This window comes from uncultured Microbacterium sp. (assembly GCF_900078385.1).
Classification (GTDB): Bacteria; Actinomycetota; Actinomycetes; order Actinomycetales; family Microbacteriaceae; genus Microbacterium.
The window spans coordinates 179,906-198,392 of the sequence record NZ_FLQR01000001.1 but is presented as its reverse complement, the minus strand read 5'-3'; the positions used below and the strand labels follow the sequence as shown (position 1 = coordinate 198,392).

The following is an 18,487-nucleotide window of genomic DNA, read 5'->3' as shown; positions in this document are numbered from 1 at the left end:
TCAGTCGATCTGTCCGTTCTGGTTGCGAGCGCTCCATCGTGCGCGCAGGGAGTGGGCGGCCGCCTTCGGACGCCGGTCACGGGTGAAGACACCCTTCTTGTTGCCGTCGACCCGGAAGATGCCGACGGAGGTCTGGAAGTCGGCGAAGTTCCACACCTGCTCGCCGACGATCGCGGGCACGCGGTCGTGGACCCGGTGGAACATGTCGAGGAGGGCGCTCTGGTACTCCTCGGACCACGGCTGGTCCCAGACGGAGTGGATGCCGGGCATCGTGTCGCCGCCGTACTCGGTCATGATGAGCGGCCGCGCGTAGATGTCCTGCCACTGCAGCAGCTCGCTCTCCAGCGCCGCCTCCGCGGAGGCGAGGTCGCCGGTGTTGACGTACCAGCCGTAGTAGCGGTTCACGCAGATGACGTCGAAGAGGTCGGCGATGCGCTCGACGGGGGGCGGCGCCATCATGACGTTGACGTAGGTGACCGGCCGCGTCGGGTCCGCCGCGCGGGTCACGTCGACGAGCGGTGCGAAGTACTCGCGCGCGCCCTCCTCCTGCGAGGCCGGCTCGTTGGCGATCGACCACATGACGACGCTCGGGTGGTTCTTGTCGCGCGCGACGAGTTCGCGGATGTGCTCGGCGTGGCGCTCGCGCGCCGCGTCGTTGACGCCGTCCGGGGCGAACGTCGCCGGCGCCTTCTGGCCGGTGAGCCCGCCGATGAGGCCGAAGTTCAGTCCGACGGCGGCGGTCTCGTCGATGACGACGATGCCGTGCCGGTCAGCGTACTCGAGCACCTCCTCGGCGTACGGGTAGTGCGAGGTGCGGAACGAGTTCGCCCCGATCCACCCCATCAGCTCCATGTCGTGGACGAGGTAGGACGGGTCATGCCCCTTGCCGCGGACGGGGGTGTCCTCGTGCTTGCCGAACCCGGTGAAGTAGAACGGCTCGCCGTTGATGAGGAACTCGAGCCCGCGGACCTCGACGGTGCGCACGCCGACCGGCAGCCGGTAGGCGTCGACGAGGACTCCGTCGACGTGGGCTTCCACGTCGAGGTCGTAGAGGTAGCCGGCGCCGGGCTGCCAGAGGGTGACATCCGCCACGCGAAGCTCGCCGTCGGCGCCCGCCTGCTGTGCGACGACGAGGCCGTCGGCATCCCGGAGGGAGACGGTGACATCCGCGTCGCCCGCCGTCTCGACGAGGTACGAGACGACGCCGGTGGACTCGTCGACGCCCGTCGTCACGGTGATGTCGGCGACATGGACGGCCGGGCGGGAGGCGAGCCAGACCGACCGGGCGAGACCGGCGTAGTTGTAGAAGTCGTGGTAGTACCGCTGCACGCGACGCCCGTCGGAGAGCTCCTCGACGCGTCCCGGAGGCTGGGTCTCGTTGGTGAGGACGTTGTTCACACCGATGGTGAGATGGAAGGTCTCGCCGGGGGTGACGAGGTCGGTGACGTCGGCTTCGAACGGCAGGTAGCCGCCGACGTGGCGCGCCACCTCGGTCCCGTCGACGTACACGGCGCCCTCGTGGGTCGCGGAGTCCACGCGGACGATCACCCGCTCCCCCGTCCAGCCGCGTGGGACGCGCACGTCGCGCTGGTACCAGACCCACCCGACGTGATCGCGGATCGCGGGGTCGACGAACAGGTCGTTGTAGCTGGACGGCACCGGTGCTTCGAGCGTCGTCGTCAGCGGCGCCGACCACGGCTCGGGCACCTCGGCGGTGTCGAGGGCGAACCGCCACATGCCGTCGAGGTTGACCAGCTCGCGGGTGGCGGATGTCTGAGGCTTCAGCATGGGGTTTCCTGTCTGGGTCAGCGCGTCGCGGACGCGGTCGTGCGGTGGAGCGCCGTGAGCTCATCGTCGATGCGGCGCAGGAAGGGCGCGGATGCGGTCAGACGCGACGACACGGCCGCGAGCATCGCGGCGGTGTCGAGCGGGTCGGCGGGGGCGGGGCCGGGGAGCACGCCGCGGCGGTGCGCGTCGATCCAGACCGCGATGCCGGCGGCGGATGCGGCCGGATCTACGCCGCGGTCCAGGCTCGCCTCCGCCACCGCCGCGAAGCGGTAGCGGACCTTGGTGGCGTCATCCGCGGCGATCTGGGCGAGACGGTGCTCGATGCGGTGGTTGGCGAAGCGGCGGATCAGCGCGGCGCGGTACTCGACGTGCTCGATGCCCTCCGGCAGAGCCTGCACGGCCTCGTCCCAGAACGCGTCGACGAGGGCGCGACATTCGCCGTCGGCGATGGCTTCCGCGACGGTCGTCAGGCCCCGGGTGAGTCCGGCGAAGGAGAGGATGCTGTGCGCGCCGTTGAGGAGCCAGAGCTTGCGGTTCTCCCACGGCTCGAGGTCGTCGACGAACCGGGCACCGGCCGTCTCCCACGCGGGGCGGCCGGCGGGGAACGCACCGGAGAGCACCCAGTCCGAGAACGGCTCGGTGACCACCGGCGACCGGTCCACCCAGCCGGCATCCTCGACGGCGGGCACCGTGGAGTGGATGCGGGGGGTGATCCGGTCGACGGAGGTGCCGACGAACGAGACGTGCGCGGTGATCCAGGCGGCCAGCGGTGCCGACACGGCGCCCGCGAGCGAGAGCAGGCCGCGCCGGACGTACGCGCCGTTTCCGGGGATGTTGTCGCACGGGATGACGGCCAGCGGCCCGCCGCCGGCACGCCGCCGCGCATCGAGACCGAGCAGGAGGCGACCGAGCGCCGTCGTCGGGTGCCTGCCCGACGGGTGGCCCTCGGTGAGCTCGGTGACATCGGCCGCGACGGCCGGGTGGGCCAGGTCGGCGTCGCCGGCCGGCGTCAGCAGGTAGCCGGCTTCCGTCACCGTGAGGGTGACGATGGCGACGTCGGGGTCGGCGAGCACCTGCGTCAGGCGATCCAGCCGTGCGCCGTCGTGGACCTCCACGACGGACGGCACGACCTCCACGCGGTCCGCGGCCTCGCCGCGGACGACGAGGCAGTACAGCCCGTCCTGCGGTGCGAGGAGGTCGGCCTGGTCGGCCGAACGTCCGGTGAACGCGGCGATGCCCCAGTCGGCGGCATCCGCGGCATGCGCCGTGTACCAGGCCTGATGAGCGCGATGGAAGTTGCCGAGTCCGATGTGCACGATCCGCACGCGGGTGGGCCGTGTCCCGCCGTGCGCGAGATACGCGGCGCCGTTCAGGTGCTGCGTGCTCACAGTTTGAACACCTCACGCGGGATGGCATCGACGAGGTCGCGGGCGATGCGGCGGGCCGTGGGCAGGCTGACGCGCCGTTCGACGACCAGTCGCGCGAGGAACGCGGCGTCGACGCGGCGGGACGTGTCGTGGCGGGCGGGGATGGAGAGGAAGGCCCGGGTGTCGTCGATGAATCCGCTGCCCCGGTAGAAGCCCGCGGTCTCCGTCACGGCGCTGCGGAAGCGGAGGATCGCGTCGGGAGCGTCCAGGAACCACCACGGTGCCCCGATATAGACGCTCGGGTAGAACCCGGCGAGTGGCGCGATCTCGCGCGAGTAGACCGTCTCGTCCACGGCGAAGAGGACGAGGTGGAATCCGGGCGCCGTGCCGAACGCGTTCAGCAGCGGCCGCAGGTTGCGGGTGTACTCGGTCTGCACCGGGATGTCGTGGCCGGTGTCCGCACCGAACCGCTCGAACGTCGGCGCGTGGTGGTTGCGGTGCACGCCCGGGTGCACCGTCATGACGAGACCGTCGGCCACGCTCATGCGCGCCATCTGGAACAGCATGTGCCCGCGGAGGAGGCGCTGCTCGGCGGCGTCGAGGAGCCCGGCGCGGGCTCCCTGGAAGAGCCGCTCGGCGTCGGCCGGGTTCACGTCGGTCGTGAACGGCTCGAGCACCCCGTGGTCGGCGGAGACCGCGCCGTGCGCGATGAAGTGGGCGCGGCGGTCTTCGAGCGCAGCCAGGTACCCGTCGAACGTCCCGGGCTGCCCGGTCGCGTCCAGGAGCGCCTGCACGCGTTCGGCGTAGCCGGCACCGGCGGGGTCGAGGTAAGTGTCGGGGCGGAATGTCGGCAGCACCCGCCCGCGGAAACCGGAATCGTCGGCGAGGGACCGGTGGCCCGCCAGGTCGTCGAGCGGGTCGTCGGTCGTCGCGAGGACATCGATGCGGAACCGGTCGAACAGCGCACGCGGGCGGAACGCCGGCTCGGTGAGGACCGCGGAGATCCGGTCGTAGACCGCATCGGCGTTGTCGGCGGTGAGTTCCTCCTGCACATCGAACAGCTCGGACAGCTCGTGCTGCAGCCAGTACCCGCTGGCCGTGCCGGCGAACCGGTGCCCGTTCTCGGCGAGGACGCGCCACACGGCGCGCGAGTCCTGCGGACAGGCCGGGTCGAGGCCGAGTTCGGCGAAGGAGGCTCCCCCGGCGAACAGCAGGCGGGTGACGTAGTGGTCGTGCCGGATGAGCAGCTCGGTGGGGTCGGGGAACGGCTGGTCCTCGAGGAGCAGCCGCGGGTCGACATGACCGTGCGGGGAGATGATCGGCGCGGCGGCGACCTCCTGATAGAGGTCCGCGGCGATCTCGCGGGTGGCTTCATCCGCGGGCAGGAGCGCTGCTGAGGAGAGCCCGGTCTTCACTGACATGACCCCAGTGTGAACCCTCTCGCCTGTCGTGTCAACCGCTTGCCATAAGTCGTTCACCTCGCGTCTCCGTCGGCCAGTAGGCCTATCCCTCCGCTAACGGACTCATTGGCAATCGTTTGCCGTCACGTGTCAGGAAGACCGTGGCGGTGTTCAACCGGAGCCGGGCGCCACCGCGCTGTCGGAGGCGCGGCGTATCGTCGCGAAGCGGAGAGACCGACAGAGAGGACACCCCCATGGACTGGAAGATCGAGCTCATCTTCGTGCCCGTCACCGACGTCGACCGTGCGAAGGCCTTCTACGAGACCATCGGGTTCCACACCGATCACGATCAGAGGCCTACCCCCGACATCCGGTTCGTACAGCTCACTCCCCCGGGCTCGGCCTGTTCGATCGCCATCGGCGAAGGGCTCGGCATCGATCTCGCGCCGGGCATGCAGAACACGATTCAGGTGGTCGTCCCCGATGCCGACGCGGCGCTCGCGCAGCTCCGCGACGCACGTGTCGAGGCGCAGGGCGTGCAGGAACTCGGCTGGGGTCGGTTCGTCACCTTCGACGACCCAGACGGCAACACCTGGACACTGCAGCAGCTCCCGCAGTGGAGTTAGGGGCGCACCCGCGCAGGCGCACGACGAAGGGCCCGGACGCCGCAGCATCCGGACCCTTCGTGCGACGATCAGGCCGCGATCAGAACGCCCAGTCGTCGTCCTCGGTCGCGACGGCCTTGCCGATGACGTACGAGGAGCCCGACCCGCTGAAGAAGTCGTGGTTCTCGTCCGCGTTGGGCGAGAGCGCCGACAGGATCGCCGGGTTCACGTTCGTCACGGACGAGGGGAACATCGCCTCGTAGCCGAGGTTCATGAGCGCCTTGTTCGCGTTGTAGTGCAGGAACTTCTTGACGTCCTCGGTCAGGCCGATGCCGTCGTAGAGGTCCTGCGTGTACTGCACCTCGTTGTCGTAGAGCTCGTACAGCAGCGAGAACGTGTAGTCCTTCAGGTCGTCGCGCTCGGCGGCGGTGAGCTGCTCGAGGCCCTTCTGGAACTTGTAGCCGATGTAGTACCCGTGCACGGCCTCGTCGCGGATGATGAGGCGGATGATGTCGGCCGTGTTCGTGAGCTTCGCCTTGGACGACCAGTGCAGCGGCAGGTAGAACCCCGAGTAGAAGAGGAACGACTCGAGCAGAGTCGAGGCGACCTTTCGCTTGAGCGGCTCGTCGCCCCGGTAGTAGTCCATGACGATCCGAGCCTTCTTCTGCAGGTTCGGGTTCTCCACCGACCAGCGGAAGGCGTCGTCGATCTCGGGCGTCGAGCACAGCGTCGAGAAGATCGACGAGTAGCTCTTCGCGTGCACCGACTCCATGAACGCGATGTTCGTGTAGACGGCCTCCTCGTGCGGAGTGATGGCATCCGGGATCAGCGAGACGGCGCCGACGGTGCCCTGGATGGTGTCCAGGAGCGTCAGGCCGGTGAACACGCGCATCGTCGTGGTCTGCTCCTCGGGGGTGAGCGTCGCCCACGACTGCACGTCGTTGGACAGCGGCACCTTCTCGGGCAGCCAGAAGTTGTTGACGAGACGGTTCCAGACCTCGAGGTCCTTGTCGTCCTCGATGCGGTTCCAGTTGATCGCCTGGACGGAGGTCAGGAGCTTCAGCGGTTCGGGGGTCATGTCCGTGGCTTCCTCGGGGTCAGAGCATGCAGGAGACGCACTGGTCGAGCTGCGTGCCCTCCAGCGCCATCTGCCGCAGGCGGATGTAGTAGATCGTCTTGATGCCCTTGCGCCAGGCGTAGATCTGGGCCTTGTTGATGTCACGCGTGGTCGCGGTGTCCTTGAAGAACAGCGTGAGCGAGAGGCCCTGGTCGACGTGCTGGGTGGCGGCGGCGTACGTGTCGATGACCTTCTCGTAGCCGACCTCGTACGCGTCCTGGTAGTACTCCAGGTTCTCGTTCGTCATGAACGGCGCCGGGTAGTAGACGCGGCCGATCTTGCCTTCCTTGCGGATCTCGATCTTCGACGCGATCGGGTGGATCGAGCTCGTCGAGTTGTTGATGTACGAGATCGAGCCGGTCGGCGGGACGGCCTGCAGGTTCTGGTTGTAGATGCCGTGAGCCTGGACGGATGCCTTCAGCTCGCGCCAGTCGTCCTGCGTGGGGATGTGGATGCCGGCGAACAGCTCGGCGGCCTTCGCGGTCTGCGGGACCCACTCCTGCTCGGTGTACTTGTCGAAGAACTCCCCCGATGCGTACGTCGAGTCCGCGAACCCGTCGAACGCCGTGCCGCGCTCGATCGCGAGCTGGTTCGAGGCGCGCAGCGCGTGGAACACCACCGTGTAAAAGTAGATGTTCGTGAAGTCGATGCCCTCTTCGGACCCGTAGTGCACGTGCTCCCGCGCGAGGTAGCCGTGCAGGTTCATCTGTCCCAGGCCGATCGCGTGCGAGCGGTCGTTGCCGTCCTCGATCGAGCGGACGGAGCGGATGTGGCTCTGGTCGCTGACGGCGGTGAGGGCGCGGATGCTGGTCTCGACGGTGCCTGCGAGGTCCTTGCCGTCCATCGCCAGGGCGATGTTCATCGACCCGAGGTTGCAGGAGATGTCCTTGCCGATCTCGGCGTAGGAGAGGTCCTCGTTGTAGGTGGTCGGGGTGTTGACCTGGAGGATCTCCGAGCAGAGGTTGGACATGTTGATCCGGCCCTTGATCGGGTTGGCCTTGTTCACCGTGTCCTCGAACATGATGTACGGGTAGCCCGACTCGAACTGGATCTCCGCGAGGGTCTGGAAGAAGTCGCGGGCGTTGATCTTCGTCTTCTTGATGCGCGCGTCGTCGACCATCTCGCGGTACTTCTCGGTGACCGAGATGTCGCCGAACGGCACGCCGTAGACCTTCTCGACGTCGTACGGCGAGAACAGGTACATGTCCTCGTCGTTGCGGGCGAGCTCGAACGTGATGTCGGGGATGACGACACCGAGCGAGAGCGTCTTGATGCGGATCTTCTCGTCGGCGTTCTCGCGCTTGGTGTCGAGGAACCGCATGATGTCGGGGTGGTGCGCGGAGAGGTACACCGCGCCGGCGCCCTGACGCGCGCCGAGCTGGTTCGCGTAGCTGAAGCTGTCTTCGAGCAGCTTCATGACGGGGATGATGCCGCTGGACTGGTTCTCGATCTGCTTGATCGGGGCGCCCGCCTCGCGGATGTTGGAGAGGAGCAGCGCGACGCCGCCGCCGCGCTTGGACAGCTGCAGCGCGGAGTTGATGCCACGGGCGATCGACTCCATGTTGTCCTCGATGCGCAGCAGGAAGCAGGAGACGAGCTCGCCGCGCTGGGCCTTGCCGGTGTTGAGGAACGTCGGGGTCGCCGGCTGGAAGCGGCCGGAGATGATCTCGTCGACGAGCTTCTCGGCGAGCTGCTGGTCGCCGTCGGCGAGGCCGAGGGCCGTCATGACGACGCGGTCCTCGAAGCGCTCGAGGTAGCGCTTGCCGTCGAAGGTCTTCAGCGTGTAGCTCGTGTAGTACTTGAACGCGCCGAGGAACGTCTCGAAGCGGAACTTCGCACCGTAGGCGCGGTCGTTGAGGCTCTGGATGAACTCGAACGGGTACTTCTCGAGGACGGCGCCCTCGTAGTACTCCTTCTCCACGAGGTAGTCCAGGCGCTCCTGGAGCGAGTGGAAGAACACCGTGTTCTGGTTGACGTGCTGCAGGAAGTACTCCCGTGCGGCGCGCTTGTCGGCGTCGAACTGGATCTTCCCGTCCTCGCCGTACAGATTCAGCATCGCGTTCAGGGCGTGATAGTCGAGACCTTCGAACCGGGCATCGGTCTTGAAGGTCTTCTCGGTCAATGCAGCTTCCACCATCGTTCCAATCCGTCGCTCACGCGGTCGACGTCTTCAGGCGTGCCGAACAATTCGAGCCGGTACAAGTGCGGCACGGTGCACTTGCGGCTGATCACTTCACCGGCGAGGCAGAAGGCCGCGCCGAAATTGGTGTTGCCCGCGGAGATGACCCCGCGGATGAGGTTCCGGTTTCGCTCGTCGTTGAGGAAGCGGATGACCTGCTTGGGGACCGCGCCCTTCTCCTCGCCTCGCCCTTGTCCCCCGCCGTACGTGGGGGTGACGAGCACGAACGGCTCGTCCACCACGAGGGGCGGGTCAGTGGGGCGGAGCGGGATCCGGACGGACGGCATCCCGAGCTTCTCGATGAATCGCGCCGTGTTGCCCGACACGCTCGAGAAGTAGACGAGCAGCGGCGCCTGGGTCGCGACGGCCGCGCTCATGGTGTCACGCCAGTCGGGACGCGAGCTCGTCGATCTTGTCGGGACGGAAACCCGACCAGTGACCCTCGTCGGTGACAACGACGGGCGCCTGGAGGTATCCGAGCGACTTGACGTGCTCGAGGGCCGCGGGGTCCTCGGACAGGTCGAGGACCTCGTAGTCGATGCCCTTCGAGTCCAGTGCGCGGTAGGTCGCGTTGCACTGAACGCAGGACGGCTTGGTGTAGACCGTGATCGCCATGATGACCTGTCTTCTCCCCTCAAGATCTGTGTGTGCCCGGCAGTGCGCCGCCGGGAGTCCAATACTACATATGGGTGCCGACATTCGATAGCACCACAAGGGCTAGTAGTTACATCCGTGTCATTTTCCACCGCTCTCTACAGGTACAACACATGTTCTCCACCGATTCATCCACAGGATGCCGATGATTTTCGAACCGGGAAAAGCCCTGGAATCCGGCTCTTTCGCGGCGGCCGCCAGGATCCATCCACAGATCGCACGCTAACGGGGGCCTCCGACATCCCCAGCCTGTGGAATTCGGGTTTCGGCGTGTCGTCGGCGTGTCGCGGCGGCGGTACCGTGGAGGGGTGGCCGGCTACCGGGATCTTCTGCGCACCCCCGGTGTCGCGCGCATCATCGCGGCCCAGCTGACCGCCCGCTTCCCCAACGGGATGACGAGTCTCGCGATCCTTCTGCACGTCGAGCAGATCACCGGCTCGTACGGCGCCGCCGGCCTTGTCCTTGCCGCCACGTCGATCGGGCAGGCGATCGCAGGACCGGTAACGAGCCGGTGGATGGGGATCTGGGGCATCCGCCGCGTACTGACCCTCACGACCACGGTGTGCGCGGCGGCGGTCCTGGTCATGGCCCTCGCACCGCTCGAGCTCACCGGCTACATGGTGTTCGGCTTCCTCGCGGGCCTGTCGACCCCGCCCGTGCAGTCGGCGGTCCGCACGATCTACCCGAAGCTCGTCACGTCGCGTCAGCTGACGCCGCTGTTCTCCCTGGATGCCAGCCTGCAGGAGATCATCTGGATCCTCGCGCCGGTCGTCATCACGCTCGTGGCGACGCAGGCGGGCACCGTGCCCGGCCTGCTGCTCATCGTCGCGATCCTCGTCCTCGGCGGCGCGTGGTTCATCCTGTCCCCCGAGGTCGGCCGGGTCCGCATCCCGCGCAGCCGCCGCGCGTTCGGCAAGGTGCTCGGCAAGCCCACGGTGCTGCTCGCCACCGTCATCGGCTTCCTGCTGATCGGCGCGTGCTCGGCCGTCGAGGCGGGCGTCGTCGCGACGTTCGGTCACGGGGGCCTCGAGGCCGGGCTCGTCCTCGCCGTCTTCTCTGTGGGGAGCCTCGCCGGCGGCCTCAGCTTCGGCCACATCCCGATCGGCCGCTGGGCGATGGCGCGCCGCCTCGCCGTGGTCACGGTGGGCCTGACGATGACCTTCTTCTCTCTCACGGTCTGGTGGCTCGGTGCGTCGCTGTTCGTCGCCGGCATCGGCATCGCGCCCGCCCTCGCCGTCATGTTCGCGATGACCTCAGCCAGCGTGAAGTTCAGCGAGACCGCCGAGGCCTACGGCTGGATCGGGACCGGACAGCTCATCGGCGCGGCCGTCGGCTCCGCCGTCGCCGGGTTCCTCATCGACGGGGTGGGCCCGGTCGGGGCGTACTGGGCGGGCGCGGCGTTCGCGGTGGTCGGCGTCATCGTCGCGGTGACGTGCGTGCGCGGATTCCCTGATCTGCGGCATCGCGATGCGAGCCCCATCCCCGACACCGAGCCCGTCCCGATCATCACCTGACCGGCGCCGCGGGCCGGCTCAGGCGACGCGTCGCAGCAGGGCGAGCAGCGCGAGCGCGTACGCGTCCTCGGGCTGCGGGTGGTCGAACTCGTGCCGCTGTCCCGCGATCTGCACCTCGACGCGGTGCGTGTCGGCCAGGCGGCGGAGCGCCCGGAACGCGCCGCCGAGCAGCTCGCGCAGCTGATCCTCCCGCGGGAGCCACAGGGCGTCCTCGAGGGCCACGGAGTCCAGCGCCCACTCCGTCGTGCCGTTGAACGCGAGGATCATCCCGGTCGAGTAGCTCCGCGGCTCGATCGTCATCTCGCTCACCGTGAAGACGTCGGCCTCGAACTCCGGCTCATCGAGCTGGAACCGGTCGCCCGAGGTCGGCCGCCAGACGAGGCCCGCTTCACGCAGCGACACGGCCAGGTCCGTCGAGATCATGCGACCATCCTCCCCCACGCCGCCGGCACCCCGGCGCGGGAGGACAATGTTCGAGTGACCGCATCCGCTCCCGCCTTCGACCCCGCGACCCTCCTCCCCGACGACCTGCTCGAGCGCTTCCGCGGACGCGCGGCGCAGGTCGACCGCGACAATGTCTTCCCCGACGAGGACCTCGCCGAGCTGAAGGATGCCGGGTACCTCGCGATTCTCGTCCCGCAGGCGCTCGGCGGAGCGGGACTGGGGCTCGCGGAGGCGTCGCTCCTGCAGCAGCGACTCGCCGGTGCGGCACCGGCGACCGCCCTCGCGATCAACATGCACCTCGTGTGGACCGGCGTCGCGAAGGTGCTCGCCGACCGCGGCATCGAGACCCTCCGGTTCGTGCAGGAGGGTGCCGCGGCCGGGGAGGTCTTCGCCTTCGGGATCAGCGAGGCCGGCAACGACCTCGTCCTCTTCGGCAGCGACACGGAGGCCGCGCCCCAGCCGGACGGCTCCTACGCCTTCACCGGCACGAAGATCTTCACCTCCCTCGGACCCGTGTGGACGCAGCTGGGCCTGCACGGCCTGGACACGACCTCGCCGGACGGCCCGCAGATGGTCTACGCGTTCGTGCCGCGCAGCGACGCCGTCGTGACCCGCGACGACTGGGACACCGTCGGGATGCGCGGGACGCAGTCGCGCACCACCGAGCTGCACGGCGTCATCGCCCCGGCCGACCGCGTGGTCCGGCGGGTCGCCCCGGGTCCGAACCCCGACCCGATCGTCTTCGGCATCTTCAGCGTGTTCGAGTTGCTGCTCGCCTCCGTCTACACCGGCATCGCGCGTCGCGCGCTCGAGGTTGCGGTCGCGACGGCGAAGAAACGCACGTCGAAGAAGACCGGCGCGGCGTACAGCGACGACCCCGACATCCGCTGGCGGATCGCCGAGATGGCGCTCTCCTACGACGCACTCCCCCCGCAGTTGGCCGCACTGAGCCGCGACGTCGACGCGCAGGCCGACCACGGCGCACAGTGGTTCGCGCTCCTCAGCGGCGTGAAGCACCGCGCCGTCACGACGGCCAAGCGCGTCGTCGACGAGGCGGTCCTCGTCGCCGGGGGCTCGTCCTACTTCAGCGGGAGCGAACTCGGCCGGCTGTACCGCGACGTGCTGGCGGGGCTCTTCCACCCGTCCGACCCGGAGTCGGCGCACTCCACCGTCGCGACGGCGTGGCTCGGGCCGGTCGCCTCCTGAGGCGGCGACGCCGGCGTCAGCGGCTTTCCAGGTCGTAGGCCTTGAGCAGCTCCGCGACGGCCTGCTCGCGCTGCGGGCCGCCCTCCTCGAACATGTGCGTGACGTGCGTCCGCAGGTGGTTCTCCAGGAGCATCTTGTCCAGCGACGCGAGCGCCTTCTGGGCCGCGCGCGACTGGGCGATGATGTCCATGCAGTAGTCCTCGTTCTCGATCATCTTCGCCAGCCCGCGCAGCTGCCCCTCCAGGATGCTGGTGCGGTGCATGGCGCGCTTCTTGATGTCGTCGATCACGCGGCCAGGATACGACGCGTGCGAGGATGACGGCATGGCGCGCACCTCGATGGACCTCCTGAGCCCCGCGGACCAGGAGCGGCTCCGGGGTCTCCGCTTCATGAAGGGGGTCGCCCTCGGCGCGCTCGTCCTCATGGCCGTGATCTTCGTCGTCGCGTTCGCCCTCGAGGAGCAGTACCCCTGGCTCGCGTACGTGCGGGCCGCCGCGGAGGGCGGCATGGTCGGCGCGCTGGCCGACTGGTTCGCCGTGACCGCGCTCTTCCGGCATCCGCTCGGGATCCCCATCCCGCACACCGCGATCATCCCGCGCCGCAAGGACGAGATCGGCAGGACCCTCGGCGAGTTCGTCGAGACCAACTTCCTCGAGGGCGGCGTCGTCCGCTCCAAGCTCGAGTCGACCGCGATCGCCGCGAAGGCCGGCGAGTGGCTGAGCGAGCCCGAGCACGCCGAGACCGTCGCGGCGGAGGCGTCGACGATGGCCGCCGGCATCCTGCAGGCCCTCAGCGACGACGAGGTGCAGGACCTCATCAGCGACCTCGCCCGCGAGCACCTGCTGAGCCCGGAGTGGGGCCCGACGGTCGGCGGCTGGCTCGCCCGCGTCGTCGAGGCCGACGCGCACCGCGGCGCCGTCGACCTCGGCGTCGACAGCATCTCGTCGTGGCTCGAGCACAACCGCGAGTCCTTCAGCGGGCTCGTCTCCCGCCGCCTGCCGTCCTGGGTGCCGTCCGTCGCGATGCGGCTCGTCGACGACACCGTCTACCACGAGGCCGTGAAGTTCGCGGCGGCCATCGGGCGCGACCCGGAGCACCCTGCGCGCAAGGCGATCGACGGCTACCTCGTCCGGCTCGCCGACAACCTGCAGCACGACCCCGAGACCATCGGCCGCCTCGAGGACGCCAAGAGCGCCGTCTTCGACAGCCCGCGGGTCCGCGCCCTCGCCGCGGAGGCGTGGCACACCGCCAAGACCGGTCTCCTCCGATCGCTCGATGACCCGGGGAGCCCGCTCCGTCGTCGCGTGAGCGCCGCGCTCGCCGAGATCGGGGCGCGCCTCGCGACCGATCCCGCCCTGCAGCGCCGGGTCGATGACCGTGTGACGGATGCCGCCGTGTTCCTCGTCGACCGCTACCGCCACGACATCGCCTCGATCATCACCGACACGGTGGAGAAGTGGGATCCGGCCGAGACGACGGAGAAGATCGAGCTCATGGTCGGCCGCGACCTGCAGTACATCCGCCTCAACGGCACCTTCGTGGGCGCCCTCGCCGGCCTCGCGATCTTCGCGCTCGCGCACGCCTTCTTCGGGTAGGGATGACGGGGTCCGCGGACTACTCTGAGCACATGGCCGCCGAACCGGAGGAGCTGCTGTTCAGCTACGCGGAACTGCGCGATCCGCAGCTGCAGCTGGACATGTTCGGCCGCGTGCTGCCCGCCGAGCCCGACACCCTTCCGGGGTACACGGTCGACTACGTCGAGATCGATGACATCCGCTTCAACGACCGGACCGGCCGCACCGTGCATCCGCACCTGCGCCCCACCGGCAACACGAGGGACAAGGTGCTCGGCGCGCTGCTGCGGCTGACGCCGGAGGAGTTCGTCGCCGCCGACGAGTTCGAGGTGGCGATGTTCCGCCGCGTCCGCGTGACGCTCGGCAGCGGTCGCGAGGCCTGGGTGTACCTGACCGCATGAGCGTGCTCTCGATCGATCCGCTCTGGCCCCGTGCCGGTGGCTGGCCCGCGCCCGACGGGCGGGTCGACGCGGTCCTCCTGGGACTGCCCGCCTTCCGGACGTCGCTGAGCCCGACCGGCGCGCATGCGACGCCGGCGGCCGTCCGCGACGCGCTGCGACGCTACAGCCCCACGCTCCTCGGTCCGCCGCCGATCGACCTCGATGAGGCGCTGCGCATCGCCGACGCCGGCGACGTCGCCGACCCCGACGGCCCGGAGGGCGAGGCCAGCGCCCGCGCGCGGGTGCGCGAGCTGGTCGCGATCGCCGACCTCGTCATCGCCCTCGGCGGTGACAACTCGATCACGTACGCGACCGCCCAGGGCGCCGGAGCGACAGGACTCATCACGCTCGACGCGCACTTCGACCTGCGCGACGGCGTCTCCAACGGCTCCCCCGTCCGCCGGCTCGTCGAGGATGGTCTCGACCCGCGGCGCATCGTGCAGATCGGCATCGCCGACTTCGCCAACTCCGCCGCCTACGCCCGCCGGGCCGCCGACCTCGGCATCACGGTGATCCCGCTCGACCACGTCCGACGGCGCGGCGCCGCCGAGGTCATGGCCGAGGCGCTCGAGATCGCCGGCGTCGACGGCCGCGTGCACCTCGACATCGACGTCGACGTCTGCGACCGTGCCGTCGCCCCGGGATGTCCCGCGTCGGTGCCGGGCGGACTGCAGGCGTTCGAGCTGCGCGCACTCGTGCGCGCCGCGGCACGCGACCCCCGGGTCGGCAGCGCCGACATCGTCGAGGTGGATGCCACCGCCGACGCCCCGGACGGCCGCACGGTGCGCCTTGCCGCGCTGTGCGTGCTCGAACTGCTCGCGGGGCTCGTGGCGCGGGACGGCGCCGGCTCGGACGACGGGACGGAGCGACCGTGACCACACTCGTGCTCGTGCGACATGCCAAGAGCGATTGGGGCCGTCCCGACCTCGACGACCACGACCGGCCGCTCAACGACCGCGGCCGCGCGGACGCGCCACGGATGGCGCGGCGGCTCGCGGCCACCGGCATCCGTCTGGATGCGATCCTCGCCTCGACCGCGCTGCGCGCCCACACGACGGCACAGGCCTTCGCCGCCGAGCTCGGCGCGCCGCTGCGGACCGACCCCGAGCTCTACGGGGCTCCCGCCTCCGTGCTGCTGCAGACGGCCGCCGCCGAGCGATCGCCGGCCGTCCTCGTGGTCGCGCACGACCCCGGGATGACGGTCCTCGCCGAGCGGCTGTCCGGCGGGGGCATCGGTCACATGCCCACGTGCGCCGTCGCCCTGTTCACCTGGCAGACGGATGACTGGGATGTCGCGACGGCGACCGACCCGGACGCATGGGAGTTCGACAGCCCGCGCTGAGGGCGGCTCAGACCCGCGCGCCGCCCACGAACACGTCGCGCACGAGCGGGACGCCCGGCCGGTAGGCCAGGTGCACGCGCGTCGGCGCATCGAGGACGACGAGGTCGGCCCGCGCGCCCGCGCCGAGATGTCCGACATCGGTGCGGCGCAGCGCCCGCGCCCCGCCGGCGGTCGCGGCCCAGACGGCCTCCGCCGGCGTCATCCCCATCTCGCGGACCGCGAGCGCGATCATGAGCGGCATCGAGCTCGTGAAGCTCGTGCCCGGATTGCAGTCGCTCGCGAGCGCGACCGTCACGCCGGCGTCCAGGAGGCGGCGGGCGTCGGGGTACGGGTGCCGCGTGGAGAACTCCACGCCCGGCAGCAGCGTCGCGACGACGTCCGAGCCCGCGAGGGCCGCGACATCGTCGTCGGAGAGATACGTGCAGTGATCGACCGACGCCGCGCCGGCCTCGACGGCGAGACGGACACCGGCGCCGTAGCCGAGTTGGTTGCCGTGGAGGCGCGCCGGCAGGCCGGCCGCGGCGCCCGCGGCGATGACGCGCCGGGTCTCCTCGGGTGTGAAGGCGCCCTCCTCGCAGAACACGTCGATCCAGCGCGCATGCGGACGGACGGCGTCGAGCATGGGTCCGCAGACGAGGGCGAGATACGCCCCGCGGTCGCCGGTGAACTCCGACGGGACGACGTGCGCGCCGAGGAAGGTGACCTCCGCGGTGACCTCGGCCGCGAGCCGTGCGAGCCGTGCCTCGCCCTCGACGGTGAGGTCGTACCCGGTCTTCACCTCGAACGCCGTCGTGCCCTGGCGGTGGAGCTCCGCGACGAACCCGGCGAGGCGGGCGCGCAGCTCGTCCTCCGTCGCCGCGCGGGTGGCGGCGACGGTGCGCCGGATGCCGCCGGCCGTGTACGGCGTCCCCGCCATCCGCGCCTCGAACTCGTCGGCGCGGTCGCCGCCGAACACGAGGTGGGTGTGCGCGTCGACGAACCCGGGGATGACCGCCCGGCCGTCGACGTCCTCGACGACGACCGCGGCGCCCGCGTCGTGCGCCGCGACGGCGCCGTGCGCGTCGGCGCCGGGTCCGGCCCACGCGACCCGGCCGTCGACGACGAGGACCGCGGCCCGCGTGATCGTCCCGGTCGGGTCGCCCGGGCGGGGCGTGTTGGTCGTGAGCTCGGCGATGCCGGTCAGCAGCAGGGCGTCGGTCATGGCATCGGCACGATCAGGCCGCGCTCGCGGGCGACCTCGCGGGCGCGTTCGTAGCCGGCGTCCACATGCCGCATGACGCCCGTGCCGGGATCGTTCGTGAGGACGCGCTCGAGCTTCTCGGCGGCGAGCGGCGTCCCGTCGGCGACGGTCACCTGCCCCGCATGGATGGAGCGGCCGATCCCGACACCGCCACCGTGGTGGATCGAGACCCACGACGCGCCGGAGGCCGTGTTCAGCAGCGCATTGAGCAGCGGCCAGTCCGCGATGGCGTCCGACCCGTCCGCCATCGCCTCCGTCTCCCGGTAGGGGCTCGCCACCGACCCGGCGTCGAGGTGGTCGCGGCCGATGACGATCGGGCCGCTCAGCTCGCCGGAGGCGACCATCTCGTTGAAGGTCAGGCCCGCGAGATGGCGCTCCTTGTAGCCGAGCCAGCAGATGCGCGCCGGGAGCCCTTCGAAGTGGACCTTCTCCGCGGCCTTGTCGAGCCAGCGGACCAGTCCGGCATCGTCCGGGAACAGCGCCTTGATCGCCTCGTCGGTGCGGCGGATGTCTTCGGGATCCCCGGAGAGCGCGACCCAGCGGAACGGGCCGCGGCCCTCGGCGAACTGGGGCCGGATGTACGCCGGGACGAAGCCGGGGAACTCGAACGCCCGGCCGAAGCCGCCGAGCTGCGCCTCGGCACGGATGGAGTTGCCGTAGTCGAAGACGGCGGCGCCGGCATCCTGGAAGCCGACCATCGCGGCGACGTGCTGCGCCATCGACGCGCGCGCGCGTTCGGTGAAGCCCTCGGGGTCGCGGGCGGCCTCGCCCTTCCATTCCTCGAACGGCATACCCATCGGGAGGTACGAGAGCGGGTCGTGCGCGCTCGTCTGATCCGTGACGATGTCGATGGGCGCGCCGCGGCGCAGGAGCTCGGGGAACACCTCGGCCGCGTTGCCGACGACGCCGATCGACCGCGCCTGCCCGGCGTCCTTCGCCGCGACGGCGCGCGCGAGGGCGGTGTCGAGGTCGGGCGCCACCTCGTCGAGGTAGCCGTGCGCGACGCGGCGCTCGAGGCGCGACGCGTCGACGTCGACGATGAGCACGGCACCGTCGTTCATCGTGACGGCGAGCGGCTGCGCGCCGCCCATGCCACCGGCCCCGCCGGTGAGGGTCAGGGTGCCGGCGAGCGACGCGCGGCCGAGCGAGCGGGCGACGGCGGCGAAGGTCTCGTACGTGCCCTGCAGGATGCCCTGCGTGCCGATGTAGATCCACGACCCCGCGGTCATCTGCCCGTACATCGTGAGACCGAGCGCCTCGAGCCGGCGGAACTCCGGCCACGTCGCCCAGTCGCCCACGAGGTTCGAGTTGGCGATGAGGACCCGCGGGGCCCACTCGTGCGTGCGGAAGACGCCGACGGGCTTGCCGGACTGCACGAGCAGCGTCTCATCGGGTTCGAGCTCGTCGAGGGTGCGGACGATCGCGTCGTACGCCGCCCACGACCGCGCGGCCTTGCCCGTGCCGCCGTAGACGACGAGGTCTTCGGGGTGCTCGGCGACCTCGGGATCGAGGTTGTTCATGAGCATGCGCTTGGCGGCTTCCGCACCCCAGCTCTTCGCGGTCCGCTCGGCGCCGCGCGCGGCGCGCACGGGTCCCCGCTCGTGGCCTGCGGTCATG

At 70.1% G+C, this 18,487-nt stretch carries 18 protein-coding genes; 7 read left to right on the top strand and 11 right to left on the bottom strand.

Features of this window, described 5'->3' with window-relative positions; all coding sequences use genetic code 11:
- From uidA to uxaC, 3 genes are read right to left on the bottom strand one after another with little or no spacing between them, the layout of a single operon-like run.
- On the bottom strand, positions 1-1,788 hold the full coding sequence (gene uidA / locus QZL85_RS00980) for a beta-glucuronidase (RefSeq protein ID WP_295572509.1): 1,788 nt from the start codon (positions 1,786-1,788) through the stop codon (positions 1-3).
- Positions 1,789-1,805: 17 nt separating this feature from the next.
- Positions 1,806-3,176 (bottom strand): mannitol dehydrogenase family protein, encoded by a 1,371-nt coding sequence (locus QZL85_RS00975; RefSeq protein WP_295572507.1) that lies wholly within the window; start codon positions 3,174-3,176, stop codon positions 1,806-1,808.
- A complete protein-coding gene (uxaC, locus tag QZL85_RS00970; RefSeq protein WP_295572506.1) occupies positions 3,173-4,576 on the bottom strand; it encodes a glucuronate isomerase in 1,404 nt (467 codons plus the stop codon). Before uxaC ends, QZL85_RS00975 begins: the two co-directional genes overlap by 4 nt.
- Before the next feature lie 233 nt (positions 4,577-4,809).
- Between uxaC and QZL85_RS00965 the strand changes: the two genes are divergently transcribed.
- Complete coding sequence (locus QZL85_RS00965; RefSeq protein WP_295572504.1) at positions 4,810-5,181, top strand: VOC family protein; 372 nt, start codon at positions 4,810-4,812, stop codon at positions 5,179-5,181.
- Positions 5,182-5,260: 79 nt separating this feature from the next.
- Here QZL85_RS00965 and nrdF read toward each other — a convergent pair whose 3' ends face one another.
- From nrdF to nrdH, 4 genes are read right to left on the bottom strand one after another with little or no spacing between them, the layout of a single operon-like run.
- Positions 5,261-6,238 (bottom strand): class 1b ribonucleoside-diphosphate reductase subunit beta, encoded by a 978-nt coding sequence (nrdF, locus tag QZL85_RS00960; RefSeq protein ID WP_295572501.1) that lies wholly within the window; start codon positions 6,236-6,238, stop codon positions 5,261-5,263.
- Positions 6,239-6,257: 19 nt separating this feature from the next.
- On the bottom strand, positions 6,258-8,414 hold the full coding sequence (gene nrdE / locus QZL85_RS00955) for a class 1b ribonucleoside-diphosphate reductase subunit alpha (RefSeq protein ID WP_295572499.1): 2,157 nt from the start codon (positions 8,412-8,414) through the stop codon (positions 6,258-6,260).
- Positions 8,396-8,833: a class Ib ribonucleoside-diphosphate reductase assembly flavoprotein NrdI gene (gene nrdI / locus QZL85_RS00950; RefSeq protein WP_295572496.1), complete on the bottom strand. Its 438-nt coding sequence runs from the start codon at positions 8,831-8,833 to the stop codon at positions 8,396-8,398. The genes nrdE and nrdI overlap by 19 nt, the downstream gene beginning before the upstream one ends.
- 4 nt (positions 8,834-8,837) lie before the next feature.
- Positions 8,838-9,071, bottom strand: coding sequence for a glutaredoxin-like protein NrdH (gene nrdH / locus QZL85_RS00945; RefSeq protein ID WP_028495102.1), 234 nt, complete (start codon positions 9,069-9,071; stop codon positions 8,838-8,840).
- 347 nt (positions 9,072-9,418) lie between these two features.
- Here nrdH and QZL85_RS00940 point away from each other — a divergent pair, with 347 nt between their 5' ends.
- Complete coding sequence (locus tag QZL85_RS00940) at positions 9,419-10,624, top strand: MFS transporter (RefSeq protein ID WP_295572493.1); 1,206 nt, start codon at positions 9,419-9,421, stop codon at positions 10,622-10,624.
- Positions 10,625-10,642: 18 nt separating this feature from the next.
- Here the strand turns inward: QZL85_RS00940 and QZL85_RS00935 are convergent, their stop codons facing one another.
- Complete coding sequence (locus QZL85_RS00935; RefSeq protein WP_295572490.1) at positions 10,643-11,047, bottom strand: pilus assembly protein CpaE; 405 nt, start codon at positions 11,045-11,047, stop codon at positions 10,643-10,645.
- A 54-nt stretch (positions 11,048-11,101) separates the two neighbouring features.
- Here QZL85_RS00935 and QZL85_RS00930 point away from each other — a divergent pair, with 54 nt between their 5' ends.
- Positions 11,102-12,274, top strand: coding sequence for an acyl-CoA dehydrogenase family protein (locus QZL85_RS00930; protein WP_295572487.1), 1,173 nt, complete (start codon positions 11,102-11,104; stop codon positions 12,272-12,274).
- Positions 12,275-12,290: 16 nt separating this feature from the next.
- On the opposite strand, the gene QZL85_RS00925 is transcribed toward QZL85_RS00930, so the two are convergent.
- Positions 12,291-12,563, bottom strand: coding sequence for a metal-sensitive transcriptional regulator (locus QZL85_RS00925; protein WP_295572485.1), 273 nt, complete (start codon positions 12,561-12,563; stop codon positions 12,291-12,293).
- Positions 12,564-12,597: 34 nt separating this feature from the next.
- Here QZL85_RS00925 and QZL85_RS00920 point away from each other — a divergent pair, with 34 nt between their 5' ends.
- The 4 genes from QZL85_RS00920 to QZL85_RS00905 are packed head-to-tail and all read left to right on the top strand — an operon-like array spanning position 12,598 to position 15,630.
- Positions 12,598-13,869, top strand: a complete 1,272-nt coding sequence (locus tag QZL85_RS00920; RefSeq protein ID WP_295572482.1) for a DUF445 domain-containing protein — start codon at positions 12,598-12,600, stop codon at positions 13,867-13,869.
- Between the two features lie 32 nt (positions 13,870-13,901).
- Entirely contained in the window at positions 13,902-14,249 is a 348-nt protein-coding gene (locus QZL85_RS00915) for a gamma-glutamylcyclotransferase family protein (protein WP_295572480.1), read from the top strand.
- The gene (locus QZL85_RS00910; protein ID WP_295572479.1) at positions 14,246-15,163 is read left to right on the top strand and encodes an arginase family protein; all 918 of its coding nucleotides are present in this window, start codon (positions 14,246-14,248) and stop codon (positions 15,161-15,163) included. Before QZL85_RS00915 ends, QZL85_RS00910 begins: the two co-directional genes overlap by 4 nt.
- Positions 15,160-15,630, top strand: coding sequence for a histidine phosphatase family protein (locus QZL85_RS00905; protein ID WP_295572476.1), 471 nt, complete (start codon positions 15,160-15,162; stop codon positions 15,628-15,630). Before QZL85_RS00910 ends, QZL85_RS00905 begins: the two co-directional genes overlap by 4 nt.
- A 7-nt stretch (positions 15,631-15,637) precedes the next feature.
- Here the strand turns inward: QZL85_RS00905 and hutI are convergent, their stop codons facing one another.
- Together hutI and hutU are read right to left on the bottom strand one after the other, a co-directional pair.
- Positions 15,638-16,831 (bottom strand): imidazolonepropionase, encoded by a 1,194-nt coding sequence (gene hutI, locus QZL85_RS00900; RefSeq protein ID WP_295572474.1) that lies wholly within the window; start codon positions 16,829-16,831, stop codon positions 15,638-15,640.
- Entirely contained in the window at positions 16,828-18,486 is a 1,659-nt protein-coding gene (gene hutU / locus QZL85_RS00895) for a urocanate hydratase (protein ID WP_295572471.1), read from the bottom strand. Before hutU ends, hutI begins: the two co-directional genes overlap by 4 nt.
- Position 18,487: the final 1 nt, after the last annotated feature.